Consider the following 22670-nt stretch of genomic DNA (forward strand, 5'->3'; position numbering starts at 1 on the left):
GTTCTGGCGGACGCTCACGATGCATGGATGTATCCGATACGCTAGTGTATCGAACGTGGAGACCGGCAAGCGAGTGACGAAGCGGCGAGCCGAGACCCGGCAGCGCCTGCTGGAGGCCGCGCTGACGGTGTTCGCAGAAGAGGGCTTCGGCCGGTCCACGGTCGAGCAGGTGTGTGATCGGGCGGGCTACACCCGAGGCGCGTTCTACTCGAACTTCGCCTCGCTGGACGAGCTGTTCCTGGCGATGTGGGAACAGCGGTCGCAGGAGCTGGTCACCGGGATGCGGACGACGTTCGACGAGCTCGCGGACTCCGAGCTGCACGACGTCCGCTCGGTGGTCGAGCGGCTGCTCCCGGCGATCCCGCTGGACGACGTCTGGTACCGCGTGAGCGCCGAATTCACCGCGCACGCCCTGCGCAACCCCGGCCTGCGACGGGTGATGGCGGCTCGCGAGGAGGCCATCCTCGCCGCGGTCATCCCGTATCTGGAGGCCCTGCTCGCCCGGATCGGCCGCACCGTCCCGGATCCGATGGCGCTGGGCCAGGCGCTGATCGCCGTCCACGACGGCACCGCCGTGCAATGCCTGATGGAGCCGGACAACGCCACCGTGTGGCAGCGCCGGACCGACCTCGCCGTCCAGGTCGTGACGGCCTACAGCACCGGAGGAAAGCAGTGAGTTTCGCACCGGACGTCATCGTGGTCGGCGCGGGCCTCGCCGGGCTCGTCGCGACGCACGAGCTGGTCAAGGCGGGCCGCCGCGTGCTGATCGTCGAGCAGGAGAACCGCGAAAACCTTGGCGGACAAGCGTTCTGGTCGCTCGGCGGGCTGTTCTTCGTCGACACGCCGGAGCAGCGTCGGCTCGGCATCAAGGACTCCTACGAGCTGGCGCTGCAGGACTGGCTCGGCTCCGCCGGGTTCGATCGCGAGCGCGAGGACCATTGGGCGCGACAGTGGGCCCAGGCTTACGTCCGCTTCGCCACCACCGAAAAACGCGACTACCTGCACGAGCTGGGCCTGCGGCTGACTCCCCTGGTCGGCTGGGCCGAACGCGGCGGCGACGCGGGCGGGCACGGCAACTCGGTGCCCCGGTTCCACCTCACCTGGGGCACCGGTCCCGAGGTCGTCCGCGTGTTCGCCGAGCCGGTGCTCGAAGGCGAGAAGCGCGGTCTGGTGCGGTTCGCGTTCCGGCACCAGGTCGACGAGCTGATCACCGACGGCGAGGCGGTGACCGGGGTGCGCGGCACCGTGCTGGAGCCGACGGACCTCGACCGCGGCAAGGCGTCGTCACGGACGGCGGTCGGCGAGTTCGAGTTCCACGCGAAGGCGGTCCTCGTCGCGTCCGGCGGCATCGGCCACAACCACGACCTCATCCGGCGCAACTGGCCGGCCGACCGGCTCGGTCCCTGCCCGCGCACGATGATCCCCGGCGTTCCGTCCCATGTGGACGGCCGGATGATCGCCATCACCGAGAACGCGGGCGGCGCGATCGTCAACCGCGACCGGATGTGGCACTACACCGAGGGAATCCACAACTGGAACCCGATCTGGCCGGACCACGCCATCCGGATCATCCCCGGCCCGTCTTCACTGTGGTTCGACGCGAACGGACGGCGGCTGCCCGCCCCGAACTTCCCCGGGTTCGACACCAACGAGACGATGAAGGCCATCCTCGCCACCGGGCAGGACTACTCCTGGTACGTGCTGACGCAGACGATCCTGGAGAAGGAGTTCATGCTCTCCGGATCGGAGCAGAATCCCGACATCACCGGCAAGGACCTCAAGCAGGTGCTGACCGGCCGGGTCGGCAAGGGCGCGCCGGGCCCGGTGGACGCCTTCAAGCGGCACGGCGTGGACTTCGTCGTCGCGAACTCCTTGCCCGAACTCGTGGACGGGATGAACAAGCTCTCGCGCGGGCCGATGCTCGACGTCGCCGAGCTGGAGCACCAGATCGTCGCGCGTGACCGCGAAGTCGGCAACGCGTACTCGAAGGACCTGCAGCTGATGGCCGTCGGCAACGCGCGCCGCTACGTCGGCGATCGCGTCGCGCGGGTCGCGAAGCCGCACCGCATCCTCGATCCCGCGCACGGCCCGCTCATCGCGGTGCGGCTGAACATCCTCACCCGCAAGACGCTCGGCGGGGTGCAGACCGACCTCGGCTCCCAGGTGCGGCGGCCGGACGGGACGCCGCTGCCCGGGCTGTACGCCGCCGGCGAGGTCGCGGGCTTCGGTGGCGGCGGAGTGCACGGCTACAACGCGTTGGAGGGGACGTTCCTCGGCGGCTGTATCTTCTCCGGCCGGGCCGCGGGCCGCGCGATGGCGAGGACGCTGTCATGATCGTCGGTGTCGCAAAAGGACTGTCTACATGACACACTTCGGTGACTACCAGAACGAGACCCGATGGCCCACGCCGCTGTTCCTGCCCCGGTCGGTGTGCTCGGCATCTGCGCGCAGGACCGCCACCGCGACCTCGCCACCGGCTGTTCCGGTGTCCGTTCCGGCCCGGACGTCGTCAAGGCGCCGACCCTCGGCGCCACCGCGGTCGGCCTCGGCCGTCCCTACGTTCTACGGCCTCGCGCTCGGTGGCACCGACGGTGTCGAGCATGTCGTGCGATCGGTGCTCGCCGACCTGACCCGCGAAAGCCTGCACGCGCCACCGTTCGCCGATTCGCGGTGACACGGAGCTGAAACACCCCCCGCCGGCTTGGGGCGGCGCACGATCTGTGCCAAGGTGAGCACAAGCGACGTCATCGCTGCCATCACCCGGATGACGTGTCCGTTATCGCGGCGCCGAGTCCTGACGGACGGGGGATGGGATCGGATGACCGGCATGCAGCCCGCCGAGATGGTCGAAACTCCCCTGACCACGTTGCTGGAAAACGTGCTGACCGGGGTAAGACGTGACGTACCCGGCGAGATCGGCAGCGCAGTCAGCGTCGCGCACCCCGCGTCCCGGCTGGGCGGCGGCGAACTGCGAGTGCTGGCGGCGACCGGCGTGGGACGGGTTCTCACCCCGATCACGACCGGGCACCTCTGGGGCCCGTCACTGCTGGTGGCCGCGGGTGAGGAGCCGATCGTCACCACGGACATGTGGCACGATCCCCGCTGGCCGCACCTGACCGAGGCCGCGGTCCGCGCGCAGGCTCCCCCCGAGGACCACGACGCGATCTCCCGGGTGCGCGGCGTGGCCGCGGTTCCCGGCGTCTGGGACGACAACGGCGTCGTCGTGCTCTCGATCTACCTGGACGGCCCGGCCGACGAGCACACCCTCGCGGTACTCGCCCGGCACGAACGCCTGGTGACCAGCGCGGTCACCATCGCCGACATCGCCAGCCGCAACGCCGACGACGCCGACCGGGTCCTGGACGCGCTCGCCTCGCGGGCGGTCATCGAACAGGCCAAGGGCGCGATCATGACACTACGGCGCTGTGACGCGAACGAGGCATGGGCGGTGCTGCGGCGTGCCAGCCAGCAGTTCAACGTCAAACTGCGGGAACTGTCGCTCGCACTGGTCGAGCACATCGGCCAGGCCCCCGCCGAACAACCCGGCGACACCGAACGCCACGTCGTCGCCGGCCCGGAGGCCCACCACGCCGCGACCCTGATGTGGCAGGCGTTCTCGGGCCGCACCAAACTGGAAGAGATCCGGCTCGACGCGGATTCCCGCAGCCGCCAGCCCCCGGCGTAACGCCGTCCGCGCTGTCGCCGAGCAGCGCGTAGACGTTCCCGGCGAGCGCCACCACGGCAGTTCGCGCAAGCTTACCTCCGAAGCGCGTCGAGGCTTCAAAACCCTTATACAGCAAGGAAAACTGCGTTCTACAGGTTCACCCGATCGATAGCACACATGTTCGAACGGGCGGCGTATCGTGGAGGTATGTCAGTCGACAGCAACACCCAGGCATCGCGCACCGAGTGGTGGCGCGAGGATGTCGGCTGCCTGCTGGACCGGCTCCTGGAGTCCGAGTGTGTGCAGCGTCGTGAGGCCGCGATCCAGGGCGAGGTGATGGCCGAGCTGGAACGTCGCGGGATACGCGACACCACCGGCTACGGGAGTCTCGTGCGGCTACTGCAGGAGACGCTGAACATCCCCTACGCCGAGGCGAAAGCACGCGCGGCGCGGGCGCTGGCGTTGAACGGCACCCGCGACCTGACTTCCGGCGAGCAGCCGCCTACTGCTCCCGCCACCGCGCAGGCCGCGAGCGAGGGCGCGGTCGGCGCCGCGCAGATCGACGAGATCCTGCGGGCGCTCGACAAGTTTCCCCAGACCGTGTCGATGCAGGATCGGGAGCAGGCGGAGAAAATCCTCGCCGAACTGGCCCGCGCCGCCGGACCCCGAGAAATCCGGGCCGCCGGACGACGCCTGATCTCCCAGCTCGACCCGGATGGACGGGAACCGAAAACCCGGGAACCGAAACCGTTCCAGCCCGAGTTCTCCATCGCACCACACCGTGATGGCGGGCACCAGATCAAGGCCCGGGTCGACGATGAGACTTCCGCGCGGCTGCAAGCGATGCTGGATCCGCTCGCGAAGCCACGGCCCGCCACCGAGGAAGAGGGTCGCGACACCCGCACCCAGTGGGAACGGCGCGGCAGCGCGTTCTCGGAGTTGGTGCGCATGTGGGCCGAACATCCCGACCTGCCCACCCAAGCCGGAGAAGCCACCCACATCGTCGTCACCGTCAGCCTGGAACAGCTGCGATCCGGGATCGGACAAGCCACCCTCGACCTCCTCGGCGAAATCACCGCAGCCGAAGCACGACGCCTCGCCTGCGACGCCAAAATCATCCCCATGGTCCTCGGCTCCCACAGCGAACCCCTCGACGTCGGCCGCGCCCAACGACTCGCCACCCCCGCCATCCGACGCGCACTCATCCGACGCGACGGCGGCTGCGCCTTCCCAGGGTGCGATGCGCCTGCCTACCGTTGCACGGCACATCATGTGGTGTATTGGGCACACCATGGTGAGACCAAAGTGGACAATCTCGTCCTCTTATGTTCCGTCCACCACAAGCTCATCCACCACTCCGAATGGGAAGTCCGCATCACCACCGACGGACTACCCGAATTCATCCCGCCCGCCTGGCTGGACGCCACCCGCACACCACGACGCAACACCATCCACCTCAGAACCTAAGCCGCGAAACAGGACTTACCACACTGGCAACGCGGTGAGGTTTCCCAGCAGCATCCTCCGGACTTCAGTGCGCTGAACAGGCGTTCCGCTGTGCGTGACCTGCGAGGTGAGAATCTCCCGGCCAGGCCAGAAGATCGTGCGCCGAGGCCTCGGCCAGCCGGAGCGATGTCTCGAACGCGTCGCTAGGGACGTTCACCGTCGCGAACGGAGCGTTCGCGACACCGCCGGCCGGACCTAGGGCAGCGGGGTCATGCGATCGGGCATATGGGCACACAGATCGTTGCCGAGTGCACGCAAATCCTGTTCCCGCAAGTAGGTTCCGGCGCAGGCGTCGGCCAGCACCGCACACGGCCCGGCGTCCTCGGCGTGTTCGGTGAACGGCGCGACCGCGACGTCGCCCGCCACCGACCGGACCTGGCCCGCCCGGATCGCGGTGATCAGATCACCCGCCTGTGCGTAGCTGAGCCGGACCGACCGGCGTGGCACTCCGTAGGCGGGCACCAGCAGCCGCAGACCACCGGCCGTACGACGCACATCTATCCGCGCGGACATGAAACTTCCTCCCCGACAACGACTTCCAAACATCTACGATCGGTGAGGACCGAAGGCAGCTCAAGGCCGACACGGTCACAATCACCCAGTAGTCTCCCCGACACCACACCAGGAACGGTCAAAGAAGATATTCCGGACAGTCAACGGTGACTGTCCGTTACCGGGCGCCAAGAATCAACAAATTGTGCCCTGGCAACGACAATCAGTCAACGCGAAAACAAGGCCGTCGCTATTCCGCGATTTCGGCGAGTACCTCGTGCATGAAGCCGACCAGCCAGTGCTGCGCCGGACTGCGCGCATGAGCATGCCGGGCATACAACGCGACCTGCGCGGGTTCGATGTCCAACGGCAGTTCCAGCAACCGCACACGATGCTCGGCGGCGAACACCTCGGCGACGTTGCGGGGGACGATGGCGACCAGTTCTCCTTGCTGCACCAGATAAGGCAGCGTCGCGAAGCGGGTCACCTCGAGAACCACACGGTTGAGCAGACCGTACGCCTCCAGCGCCTTGCGCGGCCCTTCCTGTCCGGCCGGGCCGAACACCGTGACGTGCCGTTCGGCGGCGAGCGCGGCCCGGCTGACGCGGCCACCGCGCAGCCGTGGGTGATCCTCGGCCACCATGCCGAAGTATCCCTCGGTGAACAGCGGGATCCGCGCCACGCGCTGCGAGCTGAGCAGTGGCGTGGCGATGAACGCGTCGATCTCGCCGCGGCCCAGCTGGTCGACGACGTTGACGACGTCCAGCGGCCGGACCGTCAGGGTGACGCCCGGCGCCTGCTCCGGCAGGGCCGCCATCAGCCGCGGGAGCAGCGACACCTCCCCCAGATCGGACAGGCACAGGGTGAACGCGTTGTGCGCGGTGGCGGGGTCGAAGTGCCGGGAGCCGCTCACCGCGGCCTCGATCCCGGTCAGCGCGGCGTGCAGCGGCTCGTACAGCTCGCGGGCCGTGGTGGTCGGCATCAGGCCGGTCTTGGTGCGGCGGAACAGCTCGTCACCGAAACGGCGCCGGAGTTTCTGCAGGCTGTAGCTGATCGTCGGCTGGGTGAGGTGCATCGACTCCGCGGTCGCGGTGACGCTGCGGGTCTCGTACAGCAGCACGAACGTGCGCACGAGGTTCAGGTCGAAGTCCCGCATTATCGATCCCGTCGATGTCGTTGGTCGGCAACATTTATTGGAACACACTCACGGCCGAGCCCTAGGTTCTGTCCCACATCCCCGAGGAGGACCCCGCCCCATGCCCACCGCCCGCCGGATCGCCCACGAGTTCCTGGAACGCCGTGGCCTGACCACGATCTTCGGCAATCCCGGCTCCAACGAGCTCCCGTTCCTCGCCGAACTGCCCGATTCGTTCCGTTACGTGCTCGGCCTCCACGAAGGCGTGGTCGTCGGCATGGCCGACGGGTACGCCCAGGCGACCGGCAAGCCCGTCCTGGTCAACCTGCACGCCGCCGCCGGATCCGGCAACGCGATGGGCGCGCTGACCAACGCCGTCTACTCGCGCTCCCCGCTGGTGCTGACCGCCGGCCAGCAGGTCCGTCCCGCAATCGGCATGGAGGCGATGCTCGCCAACGTCGACGCCACGCAGCTGATGCGCCCGCTGGCCGGTTGGTCCGGCGAGCCCAGCTGCGCCGCCGACGTGCCGCGTTCGCTGGCGCAGGCGGTGTTCGAGGCCGAGTTGCGGCGCTGCCCGACCTACCTCTCGGTGCCCTACGACGACTGGTCGGCCGAACTCGACGCGAACGCCGCCGTGACGCTCGACCGCGAGGTCCGGCGTGGTCTCACACCGAGCGAGGACCAACTGACCGACCTGGTCGAGCAGGTCAAGGCCGCCCGCAACCCGGCGCTCGTCCTCGGCGGCGACATCGACACGGCCGGGTTGTTCGACCGCGCGGTCGCGCTCGCCGAGCACCTCGAGCTGCCGGCCTGGGTGGCGCCCTCACCGTTCCGGCTGCCCTTCCCGAACCGGCACCGGCTCTTCCGCGGCGTCCTCCCCGCCGGGATCGCGTCCATCTCCACCGCACTGGCCGGGCACGACCTGATCCTGGTGCTCGGCGCGCCGGTCTTCCGCTACCACCAGTACGTCCCTGGCCCGTACCTGCCGGAAGGCAGCAAACTGGTGCAGGTCACCGACGACGCCGGCGCGGCGGCCCGCGCGCCGATGGGCGAGGCGCTGGTCGCCGACCCCGGCGTGGTACTCGAAGCGCTGCTGGCGCGGATCGAGTCCCGCACCGCGGACGCCGGGGAGCACTTCGTCCCGAACCCGGAGCCCGCGACGGCGGAGGGTGCCCTGCACCCGGAGCAGGTCTTCGCGGCACTGCGCGACACGCAACCCGCCGACACCAGCTACGTCGTCGAGTCCACGTCGACCAACTCGGCGTGGTGGCGGCAGATGGACCTGCGTCACGAGAGCTCGTACTTCTTCCCCGCGTCCGGCGGTCTCGGCTTCGGTCTCCCCGCCGCGGTCGGGATGGCGATGGGCCGCCCCGATCGCCCTGTCGTCGGCGTGATCGGCGACGGCTCCGCGAACTACGGCATCACCGCGCTGTGGACCGCGGCCCACTACCGCGTGCCGGTCACGTTCGTGATCCTGCGCAACGGCACCTACGGCGCGCTGCGCTGGTTCGGCACGTTGCTGGGCACCGAGAACGTCCCCGGCACCGAGATCCCCGGGCTCGACTTCTCCCGTATCGCCGAGGGCTACGGCATCCCCGCCACCTCGGTCACCGAACTCGACGACCTGCACGCCCAGCTCAAGTCCACTTCGGACGGTCCGAGGCTGATCCAGGTCGACACGCAACCGACCACACCGGAGTGATCATGTCCTTGTTAGACACCGCAATCTGGCAGGAAAAGCTCTACCTCGACGGCTGGACCGCCGGTTCCGGCGGCACCTACCCGGTGACCGAACGCGCCACCGGCAAGCAGCTCGCCGCCGTCGGCAACGCGACGCCGGACGACGTCGCCCGCGCGGCGGCCCGTGCCGCCGAAGCGCAGCAGGAATGGGCGGCGAAGAAGCCGGCCGAACGTGCCGCCGTGCTGCGCAAAGCCGGGGAGCTGTGGGAAAAGCACGCCGACGAGGTCCAGGACTGGCTTATCCGCGAGGCGGGATCGGTGCGTGCCAAGGCCGCGATCGAAACCGAGATGGCCGCCGGGATCTGCTTCGAGGCCTCCGCGCTGCCGACCCACCCACGTGGCGAGGTGCTCAGCACGTCCGAGCCGCGCTGGTCGTTCGCACGGCGGCTGCCGGTCGGCGTCGTCTCGGTGATCGCGCCGTTCAACTTCCCGCTGATCCTGTCCATCCGCTCGGTCGCGCCCGCGCTGGCGCTCGGCAACGCCGTGCTGCTCAAGCCGGATCTGCGCACCGCGGTCTCCGGCGGCGTGACGCTGGTCCGCGTGTTCGAGGAGGCCGGTCTTCCGGCGGGCCTGCTCCAGCTGCTGCCCGGTGACGCCGCCGTCGGCGCCGCGGTGGTCGACGCGCCCGAGGTGTCGGTGGTCTCGTTCACCGGCTCCACCGCGGCGGGCCGCAAGGTCGGCGAGGCCGCCGCGCGCGCACTCAAGCGCGTCCACCTGGAACTGGGCGGGAACAACGCCCTCGTGGTGCTGCCCGGCGCCGACGTCGCCGCGGCCGCGTCCGCCGGGGCGTTCGGTTCCTTCCTGCACCAGGGCCAGATCTGCATGACCACCGGACGCCACCTGGTGCACGAGTCCCTTGTGGACGAATACGTGGCGGCACTGGCGGAGAAGGCCCGCGCACTGCCGGTCGGCGATCCGGCGGCCGGGGATGTCGCGCTCGGGCCGATCATCGACGACAAGCAGCTCGCGCACATCGACCGCGTCGTGACCGACGCCGTGGAAGCGGGGGCGAAGGTCGAAGCGGGCGGCAAGGCCGACGGGCCGTTCTACGCCCCGACCGTCCTCAGTGGACTAGACGCGGAAAACCCCGCCTGGCGCGAGGAGATCTTCGGCCCGGTCGCCCCGGTCATCGCCTACCGCGACCTCGGCGAAGCGGCCCGGATCGTCAACGACTCCGAGTACGGGCTGTCGGTCGGCATCCTCGGCGATGTCGGCACCGCGATGAAGCTGGCCGATCTGGTGCACTCCGGCAAGGTGCACATCAACGAGCAGACCGTCGGGGACGAGCCGACGGCACCCTTCGGCGGCTGGAAGGACTCGGGCAACGGCTCCCGTTTCGGTGGCGCGCAAGCCAACATCGAGGCGTTCACCGAAACCCAGTGGCTCACCGTCCGGTCCGAAATAGCACGTTACTAATCCGACCGAAAGTAGGCGGATACGGTCCGCAGCCGACCTGCTTATAGAAACCCGTTTCCGCCGTGGCTGCCGTCGGATTAGTAACCATCGACACAGTATCCCTTCTGATTCTCCTGCTTCAGCCCCCTGTTTCATGAACTGTGCAAGGAGCACGGCTATGACTACGTCACCCCACCGATCGGTTTGGACGGCGGTGCTCTGCTGGCTGACGGTCCTGCTCGAGGGCTACGACCTGGTCGCGCTCGGCGCGACGATCCCGACCCTGCTGAAGACCCACCACCTCGGCTTCACCGCGGCCGGGGCGACCCTGGTCGCCACGGTCTCGCTGATCGGCGTCGCGGTCGGCGCCGCCTGCGTCGGCCCGATCACCGACCGGTTCGGCAGGCGCGGGATGCTGATCGGCTCGGTCCTGCTGTTCTCGGTGTTCACCCTGGTGACGCCGCTCGCGCCGAGTGTCGCGGTGTTCGCCGTGCTCCGGTTCGTCGCCGGGCTCGGCCTCGGCGCGTGCATGCCGGTCGCGCTGACCACGATGTCGGAGCACCTGCCGGAGCGGCGCCGCGCCAGCGCGAGCACGGTGACCATGACCGGCTACCACGTCGGCGCGGTTCTCACCTCGGTGCTCGCGCTTTCGGCCGGTACGGACAACTGGCACCTGCTGTTCTACGGCGGCGGTGTCGTCGGCCTGCTCGTGGTGCCGGTGATGTGGTGGAAGCTGCCGGAGTCCGCGGCGTTCCTCGCTGCCAAGGAGGAGCCCGCCGCCGAGAAGATCGGCCTGCGCGACCTGCTCGGCGCCCGGTACCGCCGTACCAGCCTGCTGGTCTGGACCGGCTCGTTCATGGGCCTGCTGCTGGTCTACGGCCTCAACACCTGGCTGCCGCAGTTGATGCGCACCGCGGGCTACCCGATCTCGACGTCGGTCACCCTGCTGCTGGTGCTCAACGCCGGTGGTGTCCTCGGCCTGCTCGTGGCGGGTGCCGTCGCGGACCGCTTCGGCATCAAGCCGGTCGCGGTTCTCTGGTTCGGCGCCGGAGCGCTGTTGCTGGCCGCGCTCAGCATGCGCATCGGCAGCAGCCTGCTGCTCAACCTGGTCGTGCTGCTGACCGGGGTGTTCGTGTTCTCCGCCCAGGTGCTGATCTTCGGGTACGTGGCGAAGACCTTCCCCGCCAACGCGCGCGGGACGGCGCTGGGGCTGACCTCCGCGATCGGCAGGCTCGGCTCGATCCTCGGCCCGTTCGTCACCGGCGCACTGGTCACCGCGGGGATCGCCTATCCGTGGGGTTTCTGGTTCTTCGCGGCGGTGGCGGTGCTCGGCCTGCTCGCGATGCTGTTCGTCGCAGGCCGCGTCCGTATCGCGGGCACCGCGATCGTCGAGGAGCAGCCCGTCGGCGCGTGAGTGGCCATGGCCACCCGGCCGTCCGCGCCGAAGGGTGCGGACGGCCGGTTTGTGTCAGGGTGAGGCGGTGATCGCGAAGAATCGTTCACCGCTGCTGTCCTGGACGGCCATCGTCCCCGTGCTCGCCCTGGTCGTGCTGGCCGTGTCCTGGGGCCACGACCTCGGCGTCGTGCTGGTCGTCCTCGTCGCCCTCGTCCTCGGCGCCACGGTGCTCGCCGCCGTGCACCACGCCGAGGTCGTCGCCCACCGGGTGGGTGAACCGCTGGGATCACTCGTGCTGGCGGTCGCGGTGACGATCATCGAGGTCGCGCTGATCGTCACGCTGATGCTCTCCGGCGGGCCCGACGCCGCGACGCTGGCGCGGGACACGGTGTTCGCCGCCGTGATGATCACCGCGAACGGCATCGTCGGCATCTCGCTGCTGCTGGGCGCACTGCGCTACGGCGTCACGCTGTTCAACTCCGAGGGCACCGGCGCCGCGCTGGCGACCGTGGCGACGCTGGCCACCCTGAGCATGGTGCTGCCGACGTTCACCACCAGCCACCCCGGGCCCGAGTTCTCCCCCGCCCAGCTCACGTTCGCCGCGCTGGCTTCGCTGGCGCTGTACGCGATGTTCGTGTTCACCCAGACGGTGCGTCACCGCGACTTCTTCCTCCCGGTCACCGAGGAGGGCGTGGTCGAAGAGGAGGAACACGCTTCGCCGCCAAGCAAGAAAGCCGCCTTGACCAGCCTCGTCCTGCTCTTGATCGCGCTGGTCGCCGTCGTCGGCCTGGCGAAGGTCGAGTCCCCCGCCATCGAGGCCGGGGTGCGGGCCGCCGGCTTCCCGCCGTCCTTCGTCGGTGTGGTGATCGCGATGCTCGTACTGCTCCCGGAAACCCTCGCCGCGTCACGGGCGGCGCTGCGCGAGCGGGTCCAGATCAGCCTCAACCTGGGCTATGGCTCGGCCATGGCGAGCATCGGGCTGACCATCCCGGCGATCGCGCTCGCGTCGATCTGGCTGAAGGGGCCGCTGGAACTCGGCCTCGAACCAACCCACATGGTGTTGCTCGCCCTCACGGTCCTGGTCAGCGTGCTGACAGTGGTGCCGGGGCGGGCGACACGGTTGCAGGGCGGGGTGCATCTGGTGCTGATGGCGGCGTTCCTGTTCCTCGCCATCAATCCCTGACGCCCGCACGCACCGCCTCGAGGTACTCGGCGATCGCGTCCCGGTTGCGCAGCAGGAAGTTCGCGCGTTCGGTCATGCGGTCACGCTCGTGTTCCAGCGTGGCGAGCATCTCCGGGGTCGCGTCGCGGAAGTGGATGATCCGGGGCTTGTCGAGACACGGCAGGATCTGTTTGATGATCCGGGTGGGCAGCCCGGCGTCGAGCAGGCCCCGCACCTGCACGACCCGGTCCACAGTGGACTCGTCGTAGGAGCGGTAGCCGTTCTCGCAGCGCTGCGAGACGATGAGCCCCTGTTCCTCGTAGTAGCGGAGCAGACGGCGGGACGTCCCGGTCCGCTCCGAAAGCTCTCCGATGCGCATGTGCTCGACCTCACCCCAGCCAGGTTGACCTTCACATTTATGTGAGGGTTCGAGCATACGTCCATGTCCTCAAGCACCGCACCGATCTCCCACGAGGTAACCACGCGGCTCCCCCTCGGCGCGCTCCTCGCGTTGACCACCGCCGCCTTCGTCACCGTCCTGACCGAGGCGCTGCCCGCGGGTGTGCTGCCCGCGATGAGCGCCGATCTCCATGTCGGCGAGTCCGCCACCGGGCAGGCCGTCACGATCTACGCGATCGGGACCGCGCTCACCGCGATCCCGCTCTCCTCGGCCACCGCGGGCTGGCGCCGTAAGCGCTTACTGCTGACCGGGGTGGCGGGCTTCGCCGTCGCCAACACGGTCACCGCGGTCTCGACGAACTTCCCGTTGACCATGGCCGCCCGGTTCGTCGCCGGGGTGGCCGCGGGCGTGGTCTGGGCGCTGCTGGCCGGATACGCCGGCCGCCTGGCACCGGAAAACCTGCGGGGCAAGGCGATCGCCATCGTCATGGCCGGGATCCCGCTCGCGCTTTCGCTGGGCATCCCGGCGGGGACGTTTCTCGGCGGAGTACTCGGCTGGCAGGTGACGTTCGGGATCATGTCGGCGCTGGCGGTGGTCCTCCTCGGCTGGATCGTCGTGACGGTCCCGGACCACCCAGGGCAGGTCCGCGGCGGCCGTGTCCCGGTGCTGCGCACCCTGGCGATTCCCGGGGTGGTACCGGTCCTGTTCGTCACCCTCGCCTTCGTGCTGGCCCACAACATCCTCTACACCTACATCGCGACGTTCCTCGACCGGCTCGGCATGGGCGGCTCCGTCGACGTCGTGCTGCTGGTGTTCGGCATCGCGTCGATGGTGAGCATCGCGATCGTGGGCGCGCGGATCGACCGTCAACTCCGTGCGCTCCTCGTCGCCGGCACCGTCCTGGTCGCCGTGGCGGCCGCGATCTTCGCGGTACTGGCCGGAAGTCCCGCGCTCGTCTACGTCGCGGCCGCGCTGTGGGGACTCGGCTGGGGTGGTGTCCCGACGTTGCTGCAGACGGCGGTGGGCACCGCGGGCGGCGAGGCGGCCGACCTCGCGCAGGCCATGCTCGTCACGCTGTGGAACGCGGCCATGGCGGGCGGCGGTGTCGTCGGCGGGATCCTGCTCGGCGTCTTCGGCCCCCGCGCGTTCCCCTGGAGCGTGCTGCTGCTCCTGTTGCCCGCGTTCGTCGTCGTGCTCGCCGCCCGCACACACGGTTTTCCTGGCAAGCGAGCAAAATCATGACGTCACCACGCTCGGCTCGGCCAGCCGCGCGGCCAGCGCTGTCACCGCTTCGCGGGCCGCCGTCAGCGATTCCGCCGCCATTTCCTGGAAACCGGCCAGCGCGGGGATGTCCCCGGCTCGGGTCAGCTCGGCCGCGACGAAGTGCAGGTTCTCCTCGGCCACCCCGAGCCCCAGGAAGTAGGCGCGCAGGTAGGGAGTCTGGAAGTCGAGGCCCGCGCGGGGCGCCCCCGGTCCGTAGCCGCCGCCCCGTGCCATGACCACCACGACCCGGGTGTCCCGCAGCAAGTGGTCTCCGGTGTCCGGGTCGGTGAACATCCCGGGAAAGGTGACCCGGTCGATCCACGCCTTGAGCGTGGCGGGGACCGACAGGTTGTACATCGGGACGCCGAGCAGCAGGACGTCGGCGTCCAGCACCTCCGCTATCAATGACCGGGTCAGCACCCATTCCCGTTCCTCGGCGGGATCCTCGATCAGCGCCGCCACCCGGGAGGCCGGAATGACGCCATGCCGTTCCACCCGGGTGCCGAGCGCGACGTAGGCCGGGCCCACCAGCGGCACCGGGTCGGCGGACAGATCGCGGTGGCGGTATCCGACCGCACCGTGCGCGTTCCGCCAACTGTCGGCGAACACCGTGGTCAGCCGCTTGCTGACCGAGTTGGCGTCGGCACTGGCATCGAGGTGCAGCAGGGACGGCGCCGGTCGCTGGACTAGGCTTTCGCTCAACGGCTTTCTCCTTGGGCTTCGGCTGTGTTCTCCACTCACCCGAATCGACGGAGCCCGGAGGAAAAAGGTGACCATGAGCGAGCAGAACGTGCTGACCTCGCGGTTCGAGGCCCATCGCGACCACCTCTGGGCGGTCGCGTACCGGATGCTGGGTTCTTCGGCCGAAGCGGAGGACGCCGTCCAGGAAGCCTGGCTACGAGCCTCCCGCGCCGAGACGGACGACGTCGAAAACCTGGCGGCGTGGCTGCGGACGATCGTTTCCCGCGTCTGCCTCGACATGCTGCGTTCCCGCAAGACGCGGCGGGAGGACCCGGTCGGCACGATCCCCGACGCGGTCGGCGGCGAACGGAACCCGGAGGACGAAGCCGTGCAGGCCGAGTCCGTCGGCCGTGCCCTGCTCGTCGTGCTGGACACCCTCGGCCCCGCCGAACGGGTCGCGTTCGTGCTCCACGACCTGTTCGCCGTGCCGTTCGACCAGATCGGCCCGATCGTCGGACGGACCACCGTCACCACGAAGAAGCTCGCCAGCCGCGCCCGTCAGAAGGTCAAGGGCACCCCCGAGGTGCCCGCCGCCGACCTCACCCGGAACCGGCACGTCGTCGAAGCCTTCCTCGCCGCCGCGCGCAGCGGCGACCTGGACGCGCTGCTGACCGTGCTCGCCCCGGACGTCGTGCGCCGGGCCGACCCCGCCGCGCTGCCACCGGGCGTCGCGGCGGAGGTCCGGGGCGCGCGGACCGTCGCGGAGGAGACCGTCGTCCTGCGGCGGAACTCCCAGGTCGCGGAGGTCGCGCTGGTCGACGGTTCCGTCGGCCTCGTCGTGGCCCCGTACGGACGGCTGGTGCTCGCGCTCAGCATCACGGTCGAGGAAGACCGGATCGCCGCCTACGAGGTGATCTCCGACCCGGCGCGGCTGCGGACGCTCGATCTGTCCCTTGTGGACTGACCGACGACCTTCAGCCGCGGATTCAGCAGGTGAAGTCGATGAGGTCGAAGGACTCGTAGTGGTCGGCGGTGTAGTAGTCCTCCTGCTCCCGTTCGCCGGTGACGATCCGCCGCGCGCCACGGGTCTCGCTGCCCGGGGTTTCCACGGTGTATTCGTGGTAGTAGCCCGAGGGCTGTGACGGCAGGATGCCCTCGCGGTTGCCGAAGACGGTGCCGTCCTGCGGGTAGGGGAAGGGACCGTCCTTGGCGATCAGATCCAGCGTTTCGTGGGCTTCGGTTGGCAAGTCCGAGGTGCAGATGCTGCCGACCGAAACGGGCGACGCGACGGCGGCCGTGGTGGAGCCGAGCAGCAGGCCCGAGGCGAGGGTGATGAGCGCACTGACGCGGGCGAACCGGCGAAGTGAAGTCATGCCTCCGAGTATCGCCGCCGATACGCGGTGAAGTCCCCGGCCGTAGGGCACGTTCATCGGATGGTCACGTACCGGACGGTTGGCATCGCGGCGGGGCGACCGTGATCTGGGTCACTCTCTGCTCCTCCGAGAACCCCGAGCGTGAGCCAGGGCGACTTACCCGATGTTCCCGCGTACTCCGCGGGGCGAGCGAGTGTCCGAAAAGGATAGTGGGAAAAGGGAGATCGCCATGGGAAACCGGAAGACCGTCCGCACATTGATCGGCTTCACCGCTTCGGCGGGCCTGGTCGCGGCGGTGGCCGCCGGAATCGCAGGCCTGAACAGCGCGTCGGCGAGCACGGAGAACGTCCAGCAGGCGAGCGCCGAGCACGTCCAGAAGCAGCCGCCGAAGGGGGCGCGGGCCGTCGTCGAGGTGAGCCCGAACCCGACCGCGAAGCGCGGTGAAGAGGTGACCATCACCGGGAACTGCGGCGGCGGCACCGGCCTCAAGCAGGTCATCGGCAACTCGCCGGAGAACCCGGCGCTGGAGAACATCCGGATCCTGAAGTCCGACCCGAACGGCTTCCTCGCGAAGGCGAACGTCGCCCAGCACATCGGGAACGGCGTCGGACCGGTCCTGGTCGACTGCGGCGGCGAGGCCGGGGTGACCCTGCTGGTCACGCACTGACGCGTTCGTGACGGTCCGTCGACCGGCGCCGGACGCGGGTCGACGGACCGTCACGGCGTCGTCCGGCGCCGCGGCCCCGGACGAGCGCTTTCTCACGGTGAAAGAATGGTCCGAACCAATTTCGGCACAAGGCTATCTCCCCACCCGATAGGGGTATAACATCGGCGGATGGCGGAGCTCGAACTGCGTCATCTTCGTGCGGTACGCGCGGTCGCGGAGGCGGGCAGCGTGAGCAGGGCGGCGACCCTGCTCGGCGTCAGCCAGCCCGCGTTGACCGCGCAGCTCAAACGCATCGAACGGATTCTCGGCGGGCAGCTGTTCGAACGCGGCTCGCAGGGTACCAAGCCGACCGACCTCGGCAAGTTCGTGCTCAACCGCGCCGAGGCGCTGCTGGCCGATCTGCAGGCACTCGTCGTCACGGCGAAGGAACGCGGACAGGCGAACGGGCGCTCGGTGCTGCGGGTCGGCAGCATCCCGCTGACCATGCTCGGCGGTTTCGTCGAGCAGCTGCACCTGCGTGCCACCGAGCTCGACGTGCAGACCTGGGTGGAGCCCTCCGCGCCGGTGCTGCTCAAGCTGCTGGCCACGCACCGGGTCGACGTCGCGCTGCTGGAGCGGTTCGACGGCATCGAGCCGTATCATCTGGCCGGGCTGACCGTGCGGACACTGGGCACCGAGCCCATCTTCGCCGGGGTGGCCGACGGGCATCCCGCGATCAGGGACGGCCTCATCGACCTCGCCGACCTCGCCGACGAGGAGTGGGTGCTGCCGCCGCCGCACGAGAACGGGGTGCGGATGCGGTTGCTGGCGGCCTGTGAGGCCGCGGGTTTCACCCCGAAGGTGCGGCATTACACGTCCGACGCGATCACCGCGCGCACGCTGATCAAGGCGGGCTGCGTGGTCATGGCCTCGGCGTCGTTCCGGCCCAGCGGTGGGGTTTCGGCCTACCCGCTGCGTGGTGACCCCGTGCTCGCCGACCTGTTGTTCGCCATGCGCGCCAACGACGTCCTGCTGAACTCGATGGACGAGCTGTTCCGCTGCGCCGCGCTCGCCTACCGGAACGTCGCCGACAACAACGTGCATTACCGGCGTTGGTGGGACAGTCATCCGGAGGCGCATCGAGAGGTCGACGCGATCCTGTCGGACATGACCGAGAGTGAGATCGTCTACCCATAACGTGCGTGTTATCCCCGATGGGATTACCCCCGTTCCGGCCGTTCGGCCGATGCTTCGCATGGTCCTCGTTCCCCGAATCCGGCCCCCGCGGTCGGGCCGAAAGGAGCAACCATGCCCAGCACGAGTGCGCCGCCTCGCGGCGCGCGGAGATCGGCGGTGAGCCGCCTGCGGCGGTCCGCCGTGCTCGCGGCGGGTGTACTGGCGGTGGGCGTGCTCGCCCCCGTCACCGTCGCTTCGGCCGCCCCCGCCGGCCCCGCCGCCGGCAAGCAGCTCAACATCAGCCAGCAGGTCCAGGAGCAGGACCAGTGGTGCTGGGCAGGCAGCGGGCTCACCATCGCCAAGTACCTGCAGAAGGACAACGGCATCGACCAGAACGACTTCTGCTCGATCGCGCGCGGCGGCCAGCCCGGTGAGTACTGCCCGAACGAAGCGGGCTACCTGGAGTGGGTGCAGACCGCGTTCCAGCATCTCGGCATCACGGGCGGACAGATCGGCGGCGCGCTCAGCTTCGCCCAGGTCCAGTCGTCGATCGATGGCAATTCCCCGATCGAGACCGGCATCTACTGGACGGCAGGCGGCGGCCACGCGCAGGTGATCTACGGCTACGACAGCTCGACGCAAGCGCTTTCCTACGGCGACCCGTGGCCGTCCAGCCCGCGCTACAGCCAGATGCGGTACCAGTCCTACCGGTCGAACGGTCAGTTCCGGTGGGCCGAATCTCTCTACGGGGAGAAGTGATGGCGATGAACAAGACGACACGGATGCTCACCGGCTCGGCCATCGCCGGTTTCGCGCTGCTGCTGGGCACCGCCTCAGCAAGCGCTTCCACTGATCGCGACGCCGCGGGCCAGGCGGCCACCACCCCGCAGACGACCGACTTCATCGCCCACTTCTTCGTCGGCGCCGACCGCCACGCGGCGGGCCGGCCTTCGTCGATGATGAGCAAGGCCGAGGAAAACGCCGCCGCGGCGGCGAAATCGCCGCAGATCCTCGGGTCCCCGCTCGAGGTGTACACGCTCAATCCGGCGTTCGTCACCGGGACGTCCCAGGACGTCGCGACGTTCGGCTACTACGCCGTGCACACCCGTTCGGCCAGCGGCCAGGACGCCTCGGTCTGGCTGACCCGTGAGGGCAGCGGCTGGGAAGCCAGCAATATCACCACAGGTACCGAGGAAATCACCTATCCCGCGCAGGCGGGCGGCGATACGGTCTTCACCGAACCGCAGGTCAACGCCTGGTACCGGGTACACGAAGGCCGCGTCGTCGGGCTCAACGACGTAGCGAAGCGTGTGGTCGGCCCGTCGGGCACGACGCTCGCGGATTATCAGCGGATCGTGCACGGCAAGTACGCCGACAAGATGCCCGGCTCGGACTATGCCCGCAAGGGCAGGCTGGGTGGCTTCGGTCCGGCCCCGGCGGCCAAACCCGCCGAGGCGCAATCGCCTGTCCCCGGCAACACGGCACTGGACTGGATCGCCGCATCCGGTTTCGCCGTCGTCGCAGGGCTGGCCGGCGTGATCGTGGTTCGGCGTCGACGCGCGGGTCGTACGCACTGAACCAGGGCGGTGCCGGCGGTGGGCCTCTTTCGCCGAAAAATGAGCGCCCCCCGGCTCCGCCACCATGTCGCGGAGGTGCCTGCTGGTCCGCGGGCACCTCCGCGATCTCTTTGCCGCGCAACGTGATCCAGCCCATGCCGAGGTTGACCTCCAGCGAACTGGAGCTTTTAGCGTCGGCCGCATGACAACTGTTGCGAGCCACGTCGCCGGATCGTGGCGGGACCTGTTCGGCAAGCGCCATCTCGGCGCGATCGTGGTACTGGCGGGCGGCGTCGCGCTCTATGCCACCAACATCTACCTCACCGCGAGCATGCTGCCCACGATCGTGGCCGACATCGGCGGTGAGCGGTTCTATGCCTGGAGCACCACGGTGTTCCTGGTGGCGTCGGTGTCTTCCTCGGTGGTGGTCGGCAAGGCCGTCGCGCGATTCGGGGCGCGGGGTTCGTACGTGCTGGCACTGGGTTTCTTCGTCGCCGGATCCGTGCTGTGTGCCGTTTCCCCCGCGATGGCGGTGCTGCTGATCGGCCGGGCGGTCCAGGGCGTCGGCGGCGGTCTGCTGTCCGGCCTCGGCTATGCGCTGATCCGGTCGAGCCTGCCGGAAGCGTTGTGGGCACGGGCTTCGGCGCTGATCTCCGCGATGTGGGGTGTCGGCACGCTGGCGGGCCCGGCGCTCGGCGGGCTGTTCGGCCAGCTGCGGCTGTGGCAGGTGGCGTTCTTCGCGCTCGCCGCCGCGGGACTCGGGCTCGCCGTCCTGGTCCCGCGGGCGTTGCCCCGCGAACGTCCCGAAGGCGTGATCATGCCCGCGCCGATGATTTCGATGCTGCTGCTTTCGGCCGCCGTGCTCCTGGTGAGCGTCGCCGGCGTCGCGGACCAGACCACTCTGCGGATCGTCTTCCTTGTCGTGGCGGCGGTTCTGATCCTCGGTTTCGTCGCACGGGAACGCGGCGCCCGTGCCCGCGTCCTGCCGCGGTCGACCTTCCACAGTGGAGCGCCGACGAAGTGGATCTACCTGTTCATCGTGGTACTGGCGATCGGTTCGACGACGGAGGCGTTCGTGCCGTTGTTCGGGCAGCGGCTCGGCGGGCTGGCGCCGATCGCCGCCGGGTTCCTCGGCGCGGCACTCGCGGCGGGCTGGACGATCGGGGAGATCCCGGCGGCCAACGCGACGCGCACGGCGGCGGTCCGGCGGATCCTCGTCGCGGCTCCGCTGCTGCTCGGCGGCGGACTGGCCGTCCTCGCGCTCACACAGCGGGCGGACGCCGGAATCGGGCTGGTGGTGGTCTGGATCGCCGGTTTGCTGGTGGCGGGCAGCGGGATCGGGATCGCGTGGCCGCATCTGGCGACCAAGGCGATGAGCGTCGAACCCGACGGCGTCGAAGCGGATCGCGCGTCCGCGGCGATCAACACCGTGCAGCTCGTCTCCAACGCTTTCGGTTCGGCGCTGGCAGGACTACTGGTGAACCTCGGCGGCGACGCGGACGCGGGATCGGCGCGGGTGATGTTCGGTGGAATGGCGGTGCTCGTCCTGCTGGGTGTGCTGGTCACGCGACCCTTGACCCGGCAGCGGTGACCCCTTTCGGCCGATTCGGGTGGATAGCCGGTTTCCTGGGCGTATCACCGCATCCACGACCATTGGCCGTAGCAGAGACTCCTCCGGCGGCGCTTTAATCCCGACTGGAGCGCACGTGACACCGCCGAGCTGGAGGAACACCGAATGTCTGCTGGGTTCAGCCGAGTCCGAGGTCCGAACCGCGCGCGGACGGCACTCACCCTCGCCGCGAGCGCGGCCGTCGCGGTCACGATGTGCGGCGTCGGCGCGGCGAGTGCCGCACCCGCGGGCCAGGCCGGAGCACACGCGACCGCCAAGCAACACCGGTTCAGCGAGGCGGCGAAGCTGCTCGGCGCCACGAAGAACGCCGACGAGCGCGCCGCGCTGACCGACAAGGCCATCGCGGCGGCCGGAAACAACCTGCAGACCGCGTATCACACGAAACCCTTGTACGACAAGGGAATCGACGGCACCGGCACGGCGCTGGCGACGATCGTCTCCTACGGCGACAAGAACATCAAGGCCTACATCGACAGCTATTCGCGCTCGCACGGCCTGCCCCCGGCGGACGTGCAGATCCTCGAGCCGGCCGGCCACGTGCCCTCGTGCGACGACCCCGGCGTGCCCGCCGACTGTTCGAGCTGGGGCGGCGAGACCGACCTCGACGTCGCGATGTTCCACACGCTCGCGCCGAAGGCGAAGATCCTCGTCGTGGCCACGCCGACCTCGGAAACCCAGGGCATCGACGGCTTCCCCGACATGATGAAGGCCATCGACTACCTCGCCGACCACAAGGCGGCCAACGTCATTTCGATGAGCCTCGGCACGCCGGAAGACGATTTCGACAACTCGCGGCAGCTGCACGATCTCGACGCGCACTTCAAGAAGGCGGTCGACGCGGGGATCACCGTCACGGCGTCCAGCGGTGATGACGGTTCGACGGGCAAGAAGAAGGACGGCAGCGAGTGGGGCAAGCAGGTGGTGAGCTTCCCCGCCGCCAACTCCTACGTCACCGCGGTCGGCGGCACCGTGCTGCACCTCAACCCGGACGGCACCAGGAAGTCCCCGGACGACCTGTGGTCGCGCTCCGGCGGCGGTGTCTCGCACGAGTACGGCATACCCGACTGGCAGAAGGAAGTCGGCAAGGTGACCCATGCCAAGGGCCGGTCGCTGCCGGACATCTCGCTGCTGGGCACGTCCGGCACGTCGCAGTCGTCGCCGCTGTTCGCCGCGGTGGTCGACCTCGCCTCGCAGCAGGCGGGCAAGGGCCTCGGCTTCATCAACCCCGCGCTGTACAAGCTCGGCTCCGGCGGCACCGCGTCCGGCATCGTGGACGTGACCAGCGGGAACAACAGCTACAACGGCGTTCCCGGGTTCTCCGCCGGTAAGGGCTTCGACATCGTGTCCGGCTGGGGCACCGTCGACGCCGCCGCCTTCGTCCCCGCCCTGCTCAAGCAACTCCGCTGACGTTCCGTCAAGGCCACCTTACGGGCGTCAGACGCCCGTAAGGCTGTC

The 22670-nt window shown here is 69.3% G+C and carries 21 protein-coding genes and 1 pseudogene; 17 read left to right on the forward strand and 5 right to left on the reverse strand.

Annotation, left to right across the window (positions count from 1 at the left end):
- Positions 1-55 precede the first annotated feature (55 nt).
- The 5 genes and pseudogenes from ACFW0G_RS28335 (at position 56) to ACFW0G_RS28355 (ending at position 5131) form a co-directional block, all read left to right on the forward strand.
- Positions 56-676, forward strand: coding sequence for a TetR/AcrR family transcriptional regulator (locus tag ACFW0G_RS28335; protein WP_378328458.1), 621 nt, complete (start codon positions 56-58; stop codon positions 674-676).
- Positions 673-2334, forward strand: a complete 1662-nt coding sequence (locus ACFW0G_RS28340) for an FAD-binding dehydrogenase (protein ID WP_378328459.1) — start codon at positions 673-675, stop codon at positions 2332-2334. Before ACFW0G_RS28335 ends, ACFW0G_RS28340 begins: the two co-directional genes overlap by 4 nt.
- A gap of 147 nt (positions 2335-2481) precedes the next feature.
- A pseudogene (locus tag ACFW0G_RS28345) lies at positions 2482-2674 on the forward strand (alpha-hydroxy-acid oxidizing protein); the annotation flags it as partial.
- Positions 2675-2818: 144 nt separating this feature from the next.
- Positions 2819-3685 carry an ANTAR domain-containing protein gene (locus tag ACFW0G_RS28350; RefSeq protein ID WP_378328460.1) on the forward strand — a complete coding sequence of 289 codons (867 nt, stop codon included), beginning with the start codon at positions 2819-2821 and terminating at the stop codon, positions 3683-3685.
- 186 nt (positions 3686-3871) lie between these two features.
- A complete protein-coding gene (locus ACFW0G_RS28355; RefSeq protein ID WP_378328461.1) occupies positions 3872-5131 on the forward strand; it encodes a DUF222 domain-containing protein in 1260 nt (419 codons plus the stop codon).
- A gap of 234 nt (positions 5132-5365) precedes the next feature.
- Here the strand turns inward: ACFW0G_RS28355 and ACFW0G_RS28360 are convergent, their stop codons facing one another.
- Entirely contained in the window at positions 5366-5683 is a 318-nt protein-coding gene (locus ACFW0G_RS28360; RefSeq protein ID WP_378328462.1) for a hypothetical protein, read from the reverse strand.
- 229 nt (positions 5684-5912) lie between these two features.
- Positions 5913-6818 carry a LysR family transcriptional regulator gene (locus tag ACFW0G_RS28365; RefSeq protein ID WP_378328463.1) on the reverse strand — a complete coding sequence of 302 codons (906 nt, stop codon included), beginning with the start codon at positions 6816-6818 and terminating at the stop codon, positions 5913-5915.
- Between the two features lie 100 nt (positions 6819-6918).
- Between ACFW0G_RS28365 and mdlC the strand changes: the two genes are divergently transcribed.
- The 4 genes from mdlC (at position 6919) to ACFW0G_RS28385 (ending at position 12511) form a co-directional block, all read left to right on the forward strand.
- Positions 6919-8499 carry a benzoylformate decarboxylase gene (gene mdlC, locus ACFW0G_RS28370; protein ID WP_378328464.1) on the forward strand — a complete coding sequence of 527 codons (1581 nt, stop codon included), beginning with the start codon at positions 6919-6921 and terminating at the stop codon, positions 8497-8499.
- A 2-nt stretch (positions 8500-8501) separates the two neighbouring features.
- Entirely contained in the window at positions 8502-9953 is a 1452-nt protein-coding gene (locus ACFW0G_RS28375; RefSeq protein WP_378328465.1) for an aldehyde dehydrogenase family protein, read from the forward strand.
- Positions 9954-10110: 157 nt separating this feature from the next.
- Positions 10111-11346 (forward strand): MFS transporter, encoded by a 1236-nt coding sequence (locus ACFW0G_RS28380; RefSeq protein WP_378328466.1) that lies wholly within the window; start codon positions 10111-10113, stop codon positions 11344-11346.
- A gap of 67 nt (positions 11347-11413) precedes the next feature.
- Entirely contained in the window at positions 11414-12511 is a 1098-nt protein-coding gene (locus tag ACFW0G_RS28385; protein WP_378328467.1) for a calcium:proton antiporter, read from the forward strand.
- Here ACFW0G_RS28385 and ACFW0G_RS28390 read toward each other — a convergent pair.
- Positions 12501-12869: a MerR family transcriptional regulator gene (locus ACFW0G_RS28390; protein WP_378328468.1), complete on the reverse strand. Its 369-nt coding sequence runs from the start codon at positions 12867-12869 to the stop codon at positions 12501-12503. The two genes, ACFW0G_RS28385 and ACFW0G_RS28390, sit on opposite strands and share 11 nt — an antisense overlap.
- A 63-nt stretch (positions 12870-12932) precedes the next feature.
- Between ACFW0G_RS28390 and ACFW0G_RS28395 the strand changes: the two genes are divergently transcribed.
- Positions 12933-14132 carry an MFS transporter gene (locus ACFW0G_RS28395; RefSeq protein WP_378328469.1) on the forward strand — a complete coding sequence of 400 codons (1200 nt, stop codon included), beginning with the start codon at positions 12933-12935 and terminating at the stop codon, positions 14130-14132.
- Here ACFW0G_RS28395 and ACFW0G_RS28400 read toward each other — a convergent pair.
- Positions 14127-14855 (reverse strand): FMN-dependent NADH-azoreductase, encoded by a 729-nt coding sequence (locus tag ACFW0G_RS28400; protein WP_378328470.1) that lies wholly within the window; start codon positions 14853-14855, stop codon positions 14127-14129. The two genes, ACFW0G_RS28395 and ACFW0G_RS28400, sit on opposite strands and share 6 nt — an antisense overlap.
- A 73-nt stretch (positions 14856-14928) precedes the next feature.
- Between ACFW0G_RS28400 and ACFW0G_RS28405 the strand changes: the two genes are divergently transcribed.
- The gene (locus ACFW0G_RS28405; RefSeq protein WP_378328471.1) at positions 14929-15798 is read left to right on the forward strand and encodes a sigma-70 family RNA polymerase sigma factor; all 870 of its coding nucleotides are present in this window, start codon (positions 14929-14931) and stop codon (positions 15796-15798) included.
- 22 nt (positions 15799-15820) lie between these two features.
- Here ACFW0G_RS28405 and ACFW0G_RS28410 read toward each other — a convergent pair whose 3' ends face one another.
- Positions 15821-16207 carry a ribonuclease domain-containing protein gene (locus ACFW0G_RS28410; RefSeq protein WP_378328472.1) on the reverse strand — a complete coding sequence of 129 codons (387 nt, stop codon included), beginning with the start codon at positions 16205-16207 and terminating at the stop codon, positions 15821-15823.
- A 229-nt stretch (positions 16208-16436) separates the two neighbouring features.
- Between ACFW0G_RS28410 and ACFW0G_RS28415 the strand changes: the two genes are divergently transcribed.
- The 6 genes from ACFW0G_RS28415 (at position 16437) to ACFW0G_RS28440 (ending at position 22622) form a co-directional block, all read left to right on the forward strand.
- Positions 16437-16874, forward strand: a complete 438-nt coding sequence (locus ACFW0G_RS28415; RefSeq protein WP_378328473.1) for a hypothetical protein — start codon at positions 16437-16439, stop codon at positions 16872-16874.
- A gap of 168 nt (positions 16875-17042) precedes the next feature.
- The gene (locus ACFW0G_RS28420; RefSeq protein ID WP_378328474.1) at positions 17043-18050 is read left to right on the forward strand and encodes a LysR substrate-binding domain-containing protein; all 1008 of its coding nucleotides are present in this window, start codon (positions 17043-17045) and stop codon (positions 18048-18050) included.
- A 111-nt stretch (positions 18051-18161) separates the two neighbouring features.
- Positions 18162-18788, forward strand: coding sequence for a papain-like cysteine protease family protein (locus ACFW0G_RS28425; RefSeq protein ID WP_378328475.1), 627 nt, complete (start codon positions 18162-18164; stop codon positions 18786-18788).
- Entirely contained in the window at positions 18788-19606 is an 819-nt protein-coding gene (locus ACFW0G_RS28430) for a hypothetical protein (RefSeq protein ID WP_378328476.1), read from the forward strand. Before ACFW0G_RS28425 ends, ACFW0G_RS28430 begins: the two co-directional genes overlap by 1 nt.
- Positions 19607-19787: 181 nt before the next feature.
- Positions 19788-21176 (forward strand): MFS transporter, encoded by a 1389-nt coding sequence (locus tag ACFW0G_RS28435; RefSeq protein WP_378328477.1) that lies wholly within the window; start codon positions 19788-19790, stop codon positions 21174-21176.
- A gap of 144 nt (positions 21177-21320) precedes the next feature.
- Positions 21321-22622: a peptidase S8/S53 subtilisin kexin sedolisin gene (locus ACFW0G_RS28440; RefSeq protein ID WP_378328478.1), complete on the forward strand. Its 1302-nt coding sequence runs from the start codon at positions 21321-21323 to the stop codon at positions 22620-22622.
- The last annotated feature ends 48 nt before the right edge of the window (positions 22623-22670 follow it).

Origin of the sequence: Amycolatopsis sp. NPDC058986 (assembly GCF_042741125.1) — a bacterium.
Taxonomy (GTDB): domain Bacteria; phylum Actinomycetota; class Actinomycetes; order Mycobacteriales; family Pseudonocardiaceae; genus Amycolatopsis.